The sequence below is a fragment of the Candidatus Kinetoplastibacterium blastocrithidii (ex Strigomonas culicis) genome (genome assembly GCF_000319245.1).
GTDB lineage: Bacteria > Pseudomonadota > Gammaproteobacteria > Burkholderiales > Burkholderiaceae_B > Kinetoplastidibacterium > Kinetoplastidibacterium blastocrithidiae.
This window is the reverse complement of sequence record NC_019814.1, coordinates 448,351-464,609: the sequence shown is the minus strand read 5'-3', so window position 1 is coordinate 464,609 and position 16,259 is coordinate 448,351. Positions and strand designations below refer to the sequence as shown.

Here is a 16,259-nt window from a genome sequence, read left to right as displayed (position 1 = left end):
TATATTGTTTACAAAAACACACGACGAAAGTCATTCAGGAGATTACATAAATAAACATTAAACCTAGCAGCTAGTGCTCCATCAATAACTCTATGATCATAGGATAATGATATTGGCATTATTAACTTTGGAATAAACTGCTTTCCATCCCATATTGGTTTAATAAAAGCTTTAGAAATACCAAGTATAGCCACCTCAGGCGCATTAATTATTGGAGTAAATGAAGTTCCTCCAATCCCACCTAAAGAAGATATGGAGAAACAACCACCTTGCATTTCTGCTGGTAATAACGACCCACTACGAGCTTTTTTTGATAATGAAACAATATCTGCAGATAGCTCAAACAACCCTTTTTTATCTGCATTCCGAATTACAGGAACAACTAACCCATGATCAGTATCGACCGCTATCCCTATATTATAGTAATTTTTTAGTACAATATTATCCCCATCCAGAGATGAGTTTATATTTTTGAATTTTTTTAATGAGGAAATAACTGCTTTTACTATAAATGGAAGCAACGTAAGCTTTGTATTATTACCTTCATTGGAATTTTCCTCATTTATCTTTTTACGGAATAATTCAAGATCAGTTATATCTGCTTCATCATTATTAGTAACATGTGGTATGTTAACCCAATTGCTATGTAATTTTGAGGCAGAAATTTTTCCAATGCGACTCAATGCTTTAATATTTATATCACCAAATTTTGAAAAATCAATACTAGGAACATTGTAAGAGCTTTTGTTGAGATTATTAGAACTATCTTTAAGAAGTTTATTCCTTATAAATTTATTAATATCTTCACGTAGTATACGACCTTTTTTTCCTGTTCCAATTACCAATGATATATCGATGCCAAGATCTCTAGCTAATTTTCTAATGGAAGGAGATGCGTAAACACTAATATCTTCATTAGGAATAGTAATATTTTGAGTATAACTATTACTATTCTCAAGAATTTCATCTGAATGCTTACTTGGTTTATATTTACTTTTACTATCAATAAAACTGTTATTAGAAACATTTAAATCATTGATTGTTTCAACCTCCAACGACAAAATAGGAGAATTCTCTGATATTTTATCTCCAATCTTTACAATAATAGACCTAACTATACCTTCCACTGTAGAAGGAACTTCCATTGAAGCTTTTTCTGATTCAACTGTTATCAAGCTTTGTTCTACACAAACTTTATCTCCAACTGAAACCATTATCTCAATTACTTCAAAATCTTTAGAATCACCAACATCTGGCATATTGAATTGTATTACTTCAGTCATATTTTATCCTAAACCCTATGAGGATTAATTTTATCAGGATTGATACCATATTTTACGATAGCTTTATATGGAATATCAGATCCTATTACCCCATTATAAGCAAGTGCTTTCAAAGCACTTAAGACAATATAGTAACGATCTACCTCAAAATAATCTCTTAATTTAAATCTAAAATCTGATCTTCCAAAACCATCAGTACCAAGAACATAATAATCCCTACCTTTAGGAATAAAAGGTCTTACTTGATCAGCAAAAGATTTCATATAATCTGTAGAAGCTATAATAGGACCTGATGAATCTAAAAGTTTTTCTGTAAAATAAGGAACCTTATAAGAATCTAATGACTTTTGCAACAAATTATAACGCTCTATATCTAAGCCATTACGTCTTAATTCTGTAAAACTAGTTACACTCCAAACATCAGAAGAAATACTCCAATCCTCTTCTAGCAAATCTTGAGCAACAATAGACTCCCTTAATATAGCACCTGATCCTAATAATTGAACTCTATTTTTATAAGATCCTAGAGAACGAAACTTATACATCCCTTTCAATATACCATCTTCATCACCGTCAATCAAACCTGGTTGTGAGTAATTCTCATTCATAAGAGTTATATAGTAATAAACGTCTTCCTGATCCTCTACCATGCGCTTTAGGCCACTTTGTATAATAACTGCTAGCTCGTGTGCAAAAGCAGGATCATATGAAACACAGCTTGGTATTGTGGATGCTATTATATGACTATGTCCATCCTCATGCTGTAAGCCCTCACCATTAAGGGTAGTCCTGCCAGAAGTTCCGCCAAGTAAAAATCCTCTTGCTTTCATATCAGCAGCGGCCCATGCTAAATCACAAACTCTCTGAAAACCAAACATAGAATAATAAATGAAGAATGGAATCATTGTATAATTGTTCGTAGAATAGGAAGTGGCAGCAGCAATCCAAGAACTCATTGCACCAGCCTCATTAATACCTTCTTGCAAAAGCTGCCCATCACTAGTTTCTCTATAATACATAACTTGATCTTTATCAACAGGCTCATATTGTTGCCCACCAGGTGTGTATATTCCTAGTTGTCTAAATAAACCCTCCATGCCAAAAGTTCGTGACTCATCTGCCAATATAGGAACAACTCTTGGGCCTATGTCCTTATTACGTAATATGCTATTTAAAATTCTAACAAAAGCTTGAGTTGTTGATATTTCACGACCATTAGAGGTTGGATCAAGCACACTCCTAAAATTTTCTAAAGATGGAACCTTAGGAACATTATCAGACTCTTGTCGTCTACGTGGCATATAACCTCCAAGTTCTTGTCGACGATCTCTCATATATTTCATTTCAGGAGAATCTTCTGATGGCTTAAAATATGGTAAATCTGCTAACTTGTCGTCAGGAACAGGAATGCCAAAACGATCTCTAAATTCGCGTATAGAGTCTAGATCTAACTTTTTATGTTGATGAGTTGCATTTTTAGATTGACTAAAGTGACCTACTCCATATCCTTTTATAGTTTTAGCTAATATAATGCTGGGTTGTCCAGTGTGTTTATTAGCCGCATCAAAAGCAGCATAAACCTTATTAGGATCATGTCCGCCTCTGTTTAATCGCCATATTTCACTATCACTCATATGCGAGACAGATTCTAATAGTCTTGGATGTTTTGAGAAAAAATTATCTCTTACAAACTTTCCGTCATTAGCCTTATAAGCTTGATACTCACCATCAACAGTCTCTTGCATTACTTTTCTAAGTATTCCATCCTTGTCATTGTCTAACAAAGAGTCCCAATAACCTCCCCAAACAAGCTTTATTACATTCCATCCTGCTCCAATAAATATTCTTTCTAATTCTTGAATTATTTTCCCATTACCACGAACTGGTCCATCTAAACGCTGAAGATTACAATTTACTACAAAAATTAAATTATCTAGATTTTCTCTTGATGCTAAAGAAATAGCCCCTAATGACTCAGGCTCATCCATTTCTCCATCGCCACAAAATACCCATACCTTGCGATCACTAGTATCAAGAATCCCTCTAGCGTGCAAATACTTTAAAAAACGAGCTTGGTATATAGCCATAATTGGACTTAAACCAACAGATACTGTTGGAAATTGCCAGAAATCAGGCATCAATCGTGGATGAGGATATGACGGAAGTCCATTACCACAAATCTCTTGACGGAAATTATCAAGATGTTTCTCAGACAAGAACCCTTCCAAATAAGCTCTGCTATATATTCCAGGGGAAGAGTGGCCTTGAAAATACACTAAATCACCACATTTATCTGTACTATCAGATTTCCAGAAATGATTATAACCACAAGCAATCATAGTCGCCAAGGAAGCAAATGATGATATATGCCCACCTAAACTACCGCCATCTTCTGGATTATGGCAATTTGCTTTAACAACCATTGCCATAGCATTCCAACGAATATATGCATTTATTCTAGATTCTATTTTTAAGTTGCCAGGATGAACTGACTGTAAATGAACAGGTATTGTATTAACATAGTCAGTATTCAATGAAATTGGTGTTTTTATACCGACACTACGTAATTTCTCAACTAAGCTTTCTACCAAGCTACGAGCTTGTTCTGGCCCCTTATTACTCAAAACAGCTTCTAATGATTCTAACCATTCTCTCCGTTCTTGATTATTATCATCTTCTGTTTTATCTGAATTTTGATACAAAGAGGACATGCTATATATCTCCAGGTTTGATTAGTATCTCAAATAAAATAATCGTTCTAAAATAATTTCAAAAGCAATACTAATAATGATAAATATCTCACGTTTTCGTTATAGCTCTGTGACCAAAAAAATAACATCAAACACGAAGCTTTAAATAAAAACTATAATTTCACATAATTATATATCTTTAAGCTTAATTGTACTTATAAATCAAAATCTTATTTTTGATTTAATTTTAAATAAGAAAGATGATATATTATCTATAAGCAGTCGGTTATTTACAATATATAAAATAAATACTTATGCTAAATAAACTTAACTTAATAAATGCATACTTTCATTCAACAAAATAGGTTAATAAGCATGGATACTAAAATAATAGATGGTCTTGCATTATCAAAACGTATATATGATGATCTAGAAAATAGAATAAAAAAACTAAAAAATATCGGAACAACACCAGGATTGGCTGTAATACTTGTTGGTGAAAGCAGCGCCTCACAAATCTATGTTAAAAATAAAGTTAAGGCATGTGAAAGAGTTGGAGTACTATCAAAACAAGAAAATTATCCGGAAAACATAACAGAAAGTGAATTACTAAATCATATTCATAGATTAAATGAAGACAATAAAATAAATGGGATTCTTGTACAATTACCATTACCTAAACATATTGATACCAACAAGGTAATAGAAGCAATAGATCATAATAAAGATGTAGATGGATTTAATGTTATAAATGCAGGACTATTAATGACAGGAAATCCGTTGTTTTGCCCCTGCACTCCATATGGAATAATGCAAATTTTGAAAAACGAGAAGATTAACATTAGAGGATCGGAAGTTGTTGTAGTTGGAGCAAGCAATATTGTAGGAAAACCTATAGCAATGCTTATGCTTAAAGAAGGCGCTACAGTAACAATATGCAACTCAAAAACAAAAAATCTTGAATTGCATACAAAAAGAGCAGATATAATAATAGCAGCTGTCGGCAAACCAGGAATAATCAATGGCTCAATGATTAAATATGGAGCTACATTAATAGATGTTGGTATAAATAGAAACTCAGAAAACAAAATATGTGGTGATATTGATTTTCCATCAGTAAAAAACATTGCCGGCTACATAACCCCAGTTCCAGGAGGAGTTGGCCCGATGACAATAGCAATGCTTTTAACAAATACAGTTGAATCATCAGAAAGATCAATTAAAACCCAATAGCAATTATATTCTCTATACATTAGTAAATATTTACTATAACAAGAAGATTATGTATAGAGATATAACATTTATGACAATTAACATAATCAAGTATAATAAAATAATTTCGAAACAATAGATAACTCTTTTATCATGGGATATGCTATTTTTACTTTTATTTGATTTTATAAATAAAACTATTAGATATTTTGTATTGATATATAATAGCAAACGAAAATAGAACTCAATTAAATAATAGCATACTAAAGATATTATAATCTGATGAGTACTTTTAAGAATTTGAAATTAAATTCTCATCTATCCATTTATTAGCAAATATTTCAGCTAAACTAACTGCTTCATATAAGGATTCACAATCACCCAAATATGAAAAAACATTATCAACTTTAGAACCGCTGTCTGATGTTATTGTTAGAAACACACCATAACCACCAGTATCCATAGCAGCAGTCGATATATCTACCAATACGTCTTGACTATAAAAACACATAACATGACTACCCCACTATAAATAGAAAACCCGAATACAGCTTCATATACTATATTATAAAAAGCATACATATTAGAGAAAACGACAACTAAAATATTTTGCAATTTTTAATTATTACTCAGAATCTATAATTGCTTCTTTTAATAGACTAATAGTGCTCTCTATTTCTTTGTTTAAGATATTTAACTCAGACCCAGTTAAATTTACAGCACAATTAAGATCGTAATAAGAGCAGTCTTTAACATTAGATAATAAATTCTTTACTCTATGGATTGTAAATCCTTTATTGTAAAGTAAATCTCTTATTCTCCTTATCAAAAAGACTTCTTTTCTATTGTAGTATCTACGATTAATCTTTACATTCCCAATTTTAGGCTGAATAAACTCGCTATCCCAATATCTTAATATATGTTGCTCAATTTTACACAAATCTAATACTTCTCTTACTGTGAAATAAGATTTCAATGGGATAGATGGTAAATTTCTTGATATCATATAAAACTCGAATCTAATAAATATTAACTAGCAGTCAAGATTACAAATATTATAATTATAATCCATTTCTGTTATTTATCTTTTTTTTTAACTTGTTGCTGGCATGGAAAGATACAACTCTACGCGCAGAAACATTAAATGCTTTACCTGTTTTAGGATTTCTTCCTGGACGTTGCATTTTATCTAGTAAATGAAAATTACCAAAACCAGATAATTTGAAATTATGTCCCTCATATAAAAAATTTGCTATTTCATCAAAAAAACATTCTACAATAAATCTTGAATCTCGTTTAGTTAATCCTGTTCTCTCAAACAATAAAATAACTAACTCAGCTTTAGTTAGAGTGTTAGATTTTAGCACTATAGTCTCATCCCAATTAATTTAATGGAATTCATGCGCGTTGACTGACATTAAAAACCTGTATTAATTTGTCTAATATCAGACTCATACACAAAGAAACCCTTTCTTCATCTAAAGTTTTCGTGTCTTGCATATAGAAGCGCATTGCAATACTTTTTTGCTTTTTTACGGGATCATTAATATCATTCCATACATCAAAAATTATAAAATCCTTAACAATTGAAATATTATCATCGGATTTTATTAAAATATTAATTATATCCTTAATTGACTGAAATTCGATACTACAGTCCAACCATATAGATAAATCTCTTGTCACAACTGGTTGCCTTGAATACTCCTTGAAATAAGGTATACTTCTGTTAATTAAGTATCTCAAATCAATCTCAAAAACAATAGGAGGAGCCGATAATCCTGCTTCAAAAGTTATTTTAGGACTTAACTCTCCGATCCATCCTGCTATGCTATTATCACTTAGTACTAAACTAGCAGTTCTTCCAGGATGCAATGCACTATGGAAAGATTTTTTAAACTCTATGTTTAAAGAATTATCTCCTAATAAAGATTCGACGTCTGATTTAACATCATAAAAATCTACTAATCTTTTCTTTAATCCCCACTGTTCCTCAAAAACAGATCCCCAAGCAGCACCTGCCATGAAAACTGATTGACGGATACCAGCCACATCATCATTACTATCAATGATAGAACTATCTCGGATAAAGACCCTTCCTATCTCAAAAACTCTAGCGCGAATCAATTGTCTATTAGCATTATGTATTATATTATTAACCAAGCCAGCAATCAGACCAGATCTCATAACAGATAAGTTACTAGATATGGGATTTAGTATCTTTATTGGATTTAGATTATTATAATATATACGCTCCCATTCCGGATCAACAAAACTATAATTTATAACCTCTTGATAGCCTCTATCAGCCATTAAATGACTAAAATAATGTCTATCTAACTTGCTCTCAGAAACAGGTAAAATTTTAATAGAAGTTAATGGAGGAGAGACTGGTATATTGTCATAACCATACATTCTTGCTACTTCCTCAATCAAATCCTCTTCTATTGAAATATCAAATCTATATGCTGGAGGGTCAACAATAAAAACCTCGTTACTCTCCTTGAAGCTAAAACCTAATTTTGTAAATATGATACTAATATCATTAATGGTAATGTATATACCAAGAACCATCTTACAGCGAGACAACCTCATTTTTACAGGATTTCTATTAGGAAGCTCCCTAACTGACTTAGAAACAGGACCAATAACACCACCACATATTTCTACTATTAAACTAGTTAAGGTATTAATAAAGTCTAATGATCTAGAGTAATCTACACCACGTTCAAATCTATATGCTGATTCAGAATTTATTTTATATAACCTAGATTTTCCTAAAATAGCATCAGGAAACCAAAAAGCAGATTCCACAAATATATTCTTGGTGTCTATATCAACAGATGTCCTTTTACCTCCCATTATTCCAGCTAAACAAATAGGACCATTATTATCACTAACAACTCCTATCTTTTCATCAAAAACAAGATTCTTGCCATCTATTAAACTTATACTCTCACCATTGCGAGACCAACGAATAGATAAACTACCATTAATAGAATCTAGGTCATAAATATGTGATGGTATACCAAACTCCAACATTAAGTAATTAGATATGTCCACTAATACCGAAATACTCTTTTGACCGGAATTCTCTAACCTGGATCTTATCCAAATAGGCGTGTCTAGGCTTGCATCTACATTACGAATAACCCTACCTGAATAATGACCACATAATCCATTGGAAGATATATCAATCGGCAAAAAATCCTTTATAGATTCTGATATAGATTTATATTTTGGAATATTAATACTAGTATCAGTTATAGCAGACACTTCCCTAGCTAAACCAAGAATAGACAAACAATCAGCTCTATTGGGAGTTAATTTTATTGTAAATATATTATCTATATTTAGTAAATAATTTAGATCTATGCCCAGAAGAAAATCATTGTCTAAGGTAAATAAATTATTAATATTATTAAAAACACCAAGCTCTTCAGAGGAGCATATAATTCCGTTTAAATTTATATTAAGTGATGATGATTTATATTTATTAAAAACAGGAGAGTCGGGCTCTATCCAAAACATTGGAACAATCATTCCCGATCTAACTGAAGAAATATTAGATATTGCATAACAAATACCATGCAAAGGACCACAGTCTACTGTGCATATATAGCAATTATCATGAACTTTAGATAAGGCACTTAAGTCTAGTATTTTAACTGATATAATCTTATTTGAGGAAGCATTTGCAGAAGATGATATGTTCTCTACTTCTAGTCCTGCCATAGTTAGCTTTTCAGCTAGATCATCACTAGTAATATTAGGATTAACAATGGATCGTAGCCATGATTCTGGAAATTGCATTATAAAAAACCGATTTTAATATCTATCTAATTTGACGCAAAAAACGTAGATCGTTTTCGTAAAAACAACGTAAATCATTTATCCCATAGCGCAACATTGTGAGACGTTCTAGACCAGAACCAAATGCAAATCCCATATAATCCTCAGGATTTAAACCAAAATTGCGAATAACATTTGGATGAACCTGCCCAGAACCTGATATCTCTAACCATTTTCCACGATTAGATCCAGTAGTAAACATCATGTCTATCTCTGCTGACGGTTCAGTAAATGGAAAAAATGAGGGGCGAAATCTTATTTTCAAATCATCATTTTCAAAAAAACATTTTAAAAAACTAGTATAAACCCCTTTAAGATCAGAGAATGATACATTTCTATCTATCCATAACCCTTCAACTTGATGAAACATAGGTGAATGGGTAGAGTCGCTGTCTACCCTATAGGTTTTACCAGGTGATATAATCTTGATTGGAGGCTTATTAGTTCTTGAATACCTAACCTGCATAGGACTAGTATGAGTTCGCAAAAGAAGTTGCAAATCATTTTTATCTTTTAAATCCAAATAAAAAGTATCTTGCATAGAACGAGCAGGATGTCCTAAAGGGCTATTTAATGCTGTAAAATTATTCCAATCAGTTTCTAGCTCTGGTCCATCAATAACATCAAAGCCGATGGAGCGAAATATCTTCTCAATTCTCTCCCAACTACGCATTATAGGATGCACAGATCCTGAAACTAAACCTCTACCAGGTAATGTAACATCAATCTCTTCAGAGGAACAACGAAGCTCTAGTTCTTTATTTAGCAATCTTTCCCTATGCCGAGACAGTAAAAAATCTACCTTTTTCTTAGCAGAATTTATACTAGAACCATAACCTCTTCTATCTTCCAACCTTACGTTGCTAATACCCTTAAGCAACGAAGCAAACACACCATTCTTGCCTAAAAAATGAGCTTTAGCATTCTCAAGGCCAGTAGAATCTTTAGCCGACTCAAATGCATACTCAGCCTGTTTAATAATATTATCTAGTGATAAATTCATTTGCTAAACACTTTCTCTCTGCAAATGTAATATGAAATATATTCACAGAGAAAGATTAATTTATAAGATATCTTTTACCTTCTGAACTAAGAAAGAAAATCCTTTTTTATCATTTATGGCCATATCTGATAGCACTTTACGATCAACTTCTACCATAATTTTCTTTAAACCAGACATGAATGTGCTGTAGTTTAGATCATGCTCTCTTACTGCTGCATTTATACGAGTAATCCATAACGATCTAAATGTACGTTTTTTGTTTCTACGATCACGGTATGCATATTGTCCAGCACGCATGACTGCTTGTTTTGCTATTCTAAAGACATTGCCACGACGACCTAAATATCCTTTAGCTGCGCTGATAATTTTTTTATGACGAGCGTGTGCAGTAACACCACGTTTTACGCGAGGCATATTAATTCTCCATTAATTTAAGCATAAGGCATCATGGCTCTAACTAGGGCCACATCCGAATCATGAACCACAGTAGATCCACGTAATTGACGCTTCACCTTGGTATTTTTCTTTGTAAGAATATGACGCTTAAAAGCCTGTGCTCGCTTTATAGAACCACTACTGCGAAACTGAAACCGTTTCGCCGCGCCTCGTTTGGTTTTCATTTTAGGCATAATTGTTCCTAAAAATATTGTTGTTATATAACAAAAATGGTGATCGTATATTAAATATACGAAACTTTAACCAAATTGCTTCTCATAAAAAACTAAACACCTAGCCATTTGCGACTAAGTGCTCTTTAATTATAGCATTATCATCAGAAATAATAAACAAACTAGACCTAAATTTATTTATTATTTTCCAATTCCTCTATGCGTAATTCTAAATTTTCAATTATATTGTTCAATCTAGACATTTCTTCTCTAATAAACTCTAGAATTTCTACTTGAGACTCTAGCTCTTCGTTAGTAACTAAATCCAATTTAGATACAGCATTATTTACTAGGAGATTAATACCGTTTTCTATATCTTTCTTTAGGCTAGAAGCACCGCTAACAATGCTATTTCCTATATTTTCCTGTAGTCCCTCAAACCATTTGTTTTTTTTCATGACACTAGAGCCTAAAATAAATAATGAAAATTCTACCAGATATTTAAAATATAAAGCAAATATCAGGATATGTTGTAAAAATAACCTTAAGTGTTGGAATAACGATATATTTACCGAAAAATTACTATAAGTATCACTCGTTCTATTGACTAGACAAAGGAAAGCGTAGCATTATCATGTTGTTGGAATGCTTAATCTCATTGTTTAGCTTATTGCGTAGGTAATAGCTAGATGGGGTTCTGTTCATTTTTATTTTTTTATCTGCAAGCATGTGATTTAAAGAGGCAGTCTGCATGTCTAGTACAAACGACACATTTAATACCGATCATAACCAAACCAAATCAACAGGAACTGTAAAGTGGTTCAATGATGCTAAAGGTTTTGGGTTTATTACTCCAGATAACGGCGGGGAGGAGATATTTGCTCACTTCTCATCAATTCAAATGGATGGTTTTAAAACACTAAAAGAAGGTCAGAAAGTATCTTATGAAACTGTTCAAGGACCTAAAGGAAAACAAGCACTTAACATTACATCAGCTTAAAACAATTTGAGAAATTACTCAGTTGTTGCCTTAATTGGATATTTATTGAAATTAAGATTGAAAACTTTCAATAACTATTTATCGTAGACCAAACAAAGGACAACTCTATATTGGTATATTGTTGTCTTTTGTTTACATAAAACACCAAAACACATCTAGCCAGAAAAATTAGAGCTCACAAAATTCCAGTTTATTATTTCCCAAAAGTTTTCCAGGTACTTAGCTCTAGAATTACGATAGTCTATATAGTAAGCATGCTCCCATACATCACAAGTTAATAATGCCTTATCTTCAGTAATAATAGGAGTGTTTGCATTGCTTGTATTTACTATATCCAAAGAACCATCTGTTTTCTTTACAAGCCAAGTCCATCCAGAACCAAAATTACTTAATGCTGATCTTGTAAAAGATTCTTTAAAATTCTCAAAATTGCCCCACTTCAACTCTATTGATTTCAATAAAATATCAGATGGATGTTGGTTAAAAATAGGTGAAAGACTATTCCAATAAAAGTTATGATTCCATATTTGAGCAGCATTATTAAATATGGCACCAGTAGAATTCTTAATAATATCATCCAGGTTTAATTTACTTAATTCATTATCAGAAATAAGATTATTCAAATTATCGACATAAGTCTTATGGTGTTTGCCATAATGAAACTCTATCGTTTCTTTAGAAATATATGGAGATAAGGAACTAGCATCATATGGTAAAGGCGGAAGATTGTAACTCATAACTATAAAAAACTCCTCAAAGATTGATAAAGACTTTACTTGTTTTTGCTACTATATACTATGGTTTCTATAAATCCATCTGATAATTGAATCTCTAGCTTTTGTCCGGATGACACGCTATCATAACTTTTAATCACATTGCCATTAATGTCACGAACTACAGAATAACCTTTATGTAAAATATTTTCAGGATTAAAAGCATGAATAATAGCCATAGCAGATTGGACCACAGCTTGCCTCGAGGCGACACCATCAAGATAAACTTTCCTAAGTTTATCTGACAATATAAATAACCTCCTTGCTTCCATACTAATATTGGTAGCATTAAAATGCAAACTATTTACAATTAAATTAAATTTTGATCGACGCTCAACTAATTTGCCTCTAATACAAGAGGCTAATAGTTTTTTTAAAACATTAATTCTTTCCAGGAAGATTTTAATATCTATTAAAGGAGAAACAATCCTTCTGGATAATATATCTAAACATTGAAAACAGTTATCTATTATACATCTTTGAGATCTATATATATGTCTACAGAAAAATTTAATCTTGTTTGTTAGATCAACAATATTAGAACAAGAGAGCTCAGCAGCAGCAGTAGGCGTAGGAGCTCTTAAATCTGAAGCAAAGTCAGCTATAGTGAAATCCGTTTCATGACCTATGCCGCTTATTATAGGGATTGAGCTATTAGCTATAACACGCGCCAAAGATTCATCATTAAAACACCATAAATCTTCTAAGCTTCCACCGCCACGAACTAATAATAACGTATCGACTTCCATCCTATTATTGATAGTGATAATTTTTTCCAATATCTTCAATGATGCATCTATTCCTTGGACAGGGGTAGGATATATGACAATTTTAACATAAGGAGCTCTTCTATTTAATGAAACTAGGACATCACGTAGAGCTGCTGTATTCAGAGAAGTTATTATTCCAATAGATACTGGTATTAATTTCGGCAGACGATTTGCCTGTTTAAATAACCCCTCTTCAGATAATTTATTTTTTAGCGCCAAAAATTTCTCATGCAATCTACCTATCCCTGACTTTCTTAGTAAGAGAGATTGTAGTTGATACTCTCCTCTTGGCACATATAAAGAAGCATTGGCATAAATTTCTATCTCATCCCCATCCTTAAGTTTTTGTTTAATTGCATTTGCCCTGCTCTTAAACATGACAACTTTTACTGAAGCAATACTATCCTTCATGGTAAAATACCAATGACCAGAATTAGCAATAATGAAATTAGAAACCTCACCTTTTACCCAGACTAAAGAAATTTCATTCTCAAGTAATAAGCTAACCTTCTTGTTTAGACCAGAAACAGTAAAAATATCATCTAAGTCATCGTTACTATCATTTTTCATGCAATCAACCAATAAATATCCACAGAATTGTATAGTATATAAACATTATTAATACCTTAGCAAAAAATAATCAAATAACGCTAAGAAGCAGCTAATTATATTCTATCTTATTGATAAATATAATTTTTTTTATAAAGGTGTATAATTATTGCACAAACTACTAAAGTAATAAGCAATACAGTATGTTTGTAAAGTTAATAACAGAATTATCCACAAAATCTGTGGATATATTTTCATTTGTATTTCTCTGTCTAATATATAAATTTATGGGGATGCAATAATACAATTGTTATATAATAATATTACTATTTTGTAAGCAAACCATGATGGTAAAAGAATTAATTCAATGAAGCAGAATTTCTTTGCTTTAGTTATGAGATCAATAAACTGTAATAGAGTTATTGAATATATACATAACCAATGGATGAAAAAGGGATTGATAAGTAATATATTATATCCAGCTTCATATATAACAAAATCTTTTTTATTTATTAAGAATTATTTGTATAAAATAAAAATGCTCAGGATTTTTAGAGCCAGGGTACCAGTTATTGTTGTAGGAAATATTTATATAGGAGGAACAGGAAAAACACCTGTTGTTATATCAATAACTAAAGAGCTAAAATCTAGAGGATGGGAACCTGGAGTTATTAGCAGAGGTTATGGGATCGATGTTGGAGATAGACCAAAGGTAGGCTGTAAAAATGTATGTTTTTCAGAATTTGGTGATGAGCCAACATTAATCACCAAAAAAACAGGAGCCCCAATCTCCGTGCATCCTAAAAGAGATATAGCAATAAAATCGCTGTTACATAATTTTCCAAATATTAATATTATCATTTCAGATGATGGATTACAGCACGTTTCAATGGCTAGAGATTTTGAAATTATTGTACAAGACAATAGAATGATAGGAAATGGCAGATTGATTCCGTCTGGACCACTAAGAGAACAGACAGTCAGGCTTAATCAAGCAAACACAATCGTAAACAATAGAATAAATTACGAAGAAATGCAAGAAACAAATATATATCTTCAAGAAAATAGGCCTTACACTATAAACATGTATCTAAAACCAGAATTTGCTTACAACATAAGCGGATTAGAGAAGGATTTTCCGATAAGTTATTTTAACTGCAATAATTATTATAAAAAAATTGTTGCATTATCAGGAATAGGAAATAACGAAAGATTCATTAAAACCCTTAACGATTGTTGGATATATCCATCATCATATATAAAATTAAAGGATCATTGCAAATTTGATAAATCTTTATTCTATAACATATCAGCTGATGCTATTTTAATAACATCCAAAGATGCCGTTAAATGCCTAAACTATGAAGATCCAAGGATCTGGGAAATAAGTGTAGATGCGGAATTTTCGGATAAATTTTTTTTTAATTATTTATCAAATCAAATGTATCAAGCCAGCATGAAATTAAAAGATCATTTATAATATGCAGGTCAGTTTAAATAATTAACAATAAACAATTATGAAAGATAAATTTATCGATATCCTTGTTTGCCCTAAATGCAGTGGGAAACTACAATACAATAAAACAAAAACTGAACTTATTTGCAATGCTGATCACATAGCATTTCAGATACGTGAGGGTATACCAATAATGCTATGTGATCAGGCAAAACAAATCTAGAATAAAAACCATGGTTATAAAACCAATTAAAAAAGATACAGTATCAGATAATAGTTTTATAGTTATTATACCTGCTAGAATGTCCTCTACTAGACTACCTGGCAAACCACTAAAAGATATATGTGGCATTCCAATGATAGTCAGAGTAGCCCAGCAATCATCATTGTCTATGGCGAAAGAAGTCTATATTGCAACAGATAGCGAACAAATTTGTAATACTGTAAACAAATACGGATTTAAGAGCATAATGACATCATCTAATCATGAATCTGGAACAGATAGACTATCAGAATCTGTAGGAATATTGAGACTAAAGAATAATGAAATAATAGTAAATGTACAAGGAGATGAACCATTGATAGATCCAGAGGTTATTAACTCCGTTGCAAAAAAATTAAAGAACTCTAAGTTAGCGCATATATCAACATGTGCATTTAAAATTAACAATGAAAAAGATATGCTAAATAAAAACATTGTTAAAGTAGTTTGTGATCTAAAGAATAACGCACTATACTTTTCGAGGACTAGTGTGCCATGGAATAATCAAAGATATAATGATACATATGGATATGGGCACATTGGAGTGTATGCTTACAGATCATCATTTTTAAAAAAATATCCATTTATAAAAAAGGGTGAATTAGAGGAATCTGAATCATTAGAACAGTTACGAGCATTAGAAAATGGCTATAAAATAATAGTTGAAATTATCAATGAAGAATTATGTCCAGGAGTAGATACTCTTGAGGATTTAGAAAGAACAAGAGATATATGTAACAAGAAAATGCAGATATGTTGTCAATAGTATTCTTATAAATAATTTATATTAAAATTCAGGAG

17 protein-coding genes are annotated in these 16,259 nt (G+C 31.6%); 5 read left to right on the top strand and 12 right to left on the bottom strand.

Going from position 1 to position 16,259, the window contains the following annotated elements:
• Nucleotides 1-8: 8 nt before the first annotated feature.
• A complete protein-coding gene (locus CKBE_RS02310; RefSeq protein WP_015390005.1) occupies nt 9-1,283 on the bottom strand; it encodes a dihydrolipoyllysine-residue acetyltransferase in 1,275 nt (424 codons plus the stop codon).
• Between the two features lie 8 nt (nt 1,284-1,291).
• Nucleotides 1,292-3,994 carry a pyruvate dehydrogenase (acetyl-transferring), homodimeric type gene (gene aceE / locus CKBE_RS02305; protein ID WP_015237981.1) on the bottom strand — a complete coding sequence of 901 codons (2,703 nt, stop codon included), beginning with the start codon at nt 3,992-3,994 and terminating at the stop codon, nt 1,292-1,294.
• 354 nt (nt 3,995-4,348) lie between these two features.
• On the opposite strand from aceE, the gene folD reads away from it, so the two are divergent.
• On the top strand, nt 4,349-5,206 hold the full coding sequence (gene folD / locus CKBE_RS02300; protein WP_015237980.1) for a bifunctional methylenetetrahydrofolate dehydrogenase/methenyltetrahydrofolate cyclohydrolase FolD: 858 nt from the start codon (nt 4,349-4,351) through the stop codon (nt 5,204-5,206).
• A 271-nt stretch (nt 5,207-5,477) separates the two neighbouring features.
• Here the strand turns inward: folD and CKBE_RS02295 are convergent, their stop codons facing one another.
• From CKBE_RS02295 to CKBE_RS02260, 8 genes are all read right to left on the bottom strand, one after another.
• A complete protein-coding gene (locus tag CKBE_RS02295) occupies nt 5,478-5,696 on the bottom strand; it encodes a hypothetical protein (protein ID WP_015237979.1) in 219 nt (72 codons plus the stop codon).
• A 114-nt stretch (nt 5,697-5,810) separates the two neighbouring features.
• Complete coding sequence (locus tag CKBE_RS02290) at nt 5,811-6,191, bottom strand: MerR family transcriptional regulator (RefSeq protein ID WP_015237978.1); 381 nt, start codon at nt 6,189-6,191, stop codon at nt 5,811-5,813.
• A gap of 55 nt (nt 6,192-6,246) precedes the next feature.
• Nucleotides 6,247-6,552, bottom strand: a complete 306-nt coding sequence (locus CKBE_RS02285) for an integration host factor subunit alpha (protein ID WP_015237977.1) — start codon at nt 6,550-6,552, stop codon at nt 6,247-6,249.
• A gap of 31 nt (nt 6,553-6,583) precedes the next feature.
• Nucleotides 6,584-8,998, bottom strand: a complete 2,415-nt coding sequence (gene pheT, locus CKBE_RS02280; RefSeq protein WP_015237976.1) for a phenylalanine--tRNA ligase subunit beta — start codon at nt 8,996-8,998, stop codon at nt 6,584-6,586.
• A 22-nt stretch (nt 8,999-9,020) separates the two neighbouring features.
• Entirely contained in the window at nt 9,021-10,040 is a 1,020-nt protein-coding gene (pheS, locus tag CKBE_RS02275; RefSeq protein ID WP_015237975.1) for a phenylalanine--tRNA ligase subunit alpha, read from the bottom strand.
• A 60-nt stretch (nt 10,041-10,100) separates the two neighbouring features.
• Complete coding sequence (gene rplT / locus CKBE_RS02270) at nt 10,101-10,454, bottom strand: 50S ribosomal protein L20 (RefSeq protein ID WP_015237974.1); 354 nt, start codon at nt 10,452-10,454, stop codon at nt 10,101-10,103.
• A gap of 17 nt (nt 10,455-10,471) precedes the next feature.
• Nucleotides 10,472-10,669: a 50S ribosomal protein L35 gene (rpmI, locus tag CKBE_RS02265; protein ID WP_015390004.1), complete on the bottom strand. Its 198-nt coding sequence runs from the start codon at nt 10,667-10,669 to the stop codon at nt 10,472-10,474.
• Nucleotides 10,670-10,842: 173 nt separating this feature from the next.
• Nucleotides 10,843-11,106 (bottom strand): accessory factor UbiK family protein, encoded by a 264-nt coding sequence (locus tag CKBE_RS02260; protein ID WP_015237973.1) that lies wholly within the window; start codon nt 11,104-11,106, stop codon nt 10,843-10,845.
• A gap of 293 nt (nt 11,107-11,399) precedes the next feature.
• On the opposite strand from CKBE_RS02260, the gene CKBE_RS02255 reads away from it, so the two are divergent.
• Nucleotides 11,400-11,648, top strand: a complete 249-nt coding sequence (locus CKBE_RS02255) for a cold-shock protein (RefSeq protein WP_015237972.1) — start codon at nt 11,400-11,402, stop codon at nt 11,646-11,648.
• A 155-nt stretch (nt 11,649-11,803) separates the two neighbouring features.
• Here the strand turns inward: CKBE_RS02255 and CKBE_RS02250 are convergent, their stop codons facing one another.
• Together CKBE_RS02250 and xseA are read right to left on the bottom strand one after the other, a co-directional pair.
• A complete protein-coding gene (locus CKBE_RS02250) occupies nt 11,804-12,385 on the bottom strand; it encodes a superoxide dismutase (RefSeq protein WP_015390003.1) in 582 nt (193 codons plus the stop codon).
• 35 nt (nt 12,386-12,420) lie between these two features.
• Nucleotides 12,421-13,761 (bottom strand): exodeoxyribonuclease VII large subunit, encoded by a 1,341-nt coding sequence (gene xseA, locus CKBE_RS02245; RefSeq protein WP_015237970.1) that lies wholly within the window; start codon nt 13,759-13,761, stop codon nt 12,421-12,423.
• Between the two features lie 346 nt (nt 13,762-14,107).
• On the opposite strand from xseA, the gene lpxK reads away from it, so the two are divergent.
• Genes lpxK through kdsB form a run of 3 tightly spaced genes read left to right on the top strand, consistent with a single transcriptional unit; the run spans nt 14,108 to nt 16,224 of the window.
• Nucleotides 14,108-15,220 (top strand): tetraacyldisaccharide 4'-kinase, encoded by a 1,113-nt coding sequence (lpxK, locus tag CKBE_RS02240; protein WP_015237969.1) that lies wholly within the window; start codon nt 14,108-14,110, stop codon nt 15,218-15,220.
• Between the two features lie 37 nt (nt 15,221-15,257).
• A complete protein-coding gene (locus tag CKBE_RS03925) occupies nt 15,258-15,419 on the top strand; it encodes a Trm112 family protein (RefSeq protein ID WP_015390001.1) in 162 nt (53 codons plus the stop codon).
• Between the two features lie 10 nt (nt 15,420-15,429).
• Nucleotides 15,430-16,224, top strand: a complete 795-nt coding sequence (kdsB, locus tag CKBE_RS02235) for a 3-deoxy-manno-octulosonate cytidylyltransferase (RefSeq protein WP_015390000.1) — start codon at nt 15,430-15,432, stop codon at nt 16,222-16,224.
• Nucleotides 16,225-16,259 lie beyond the last annotated feature (35 nt).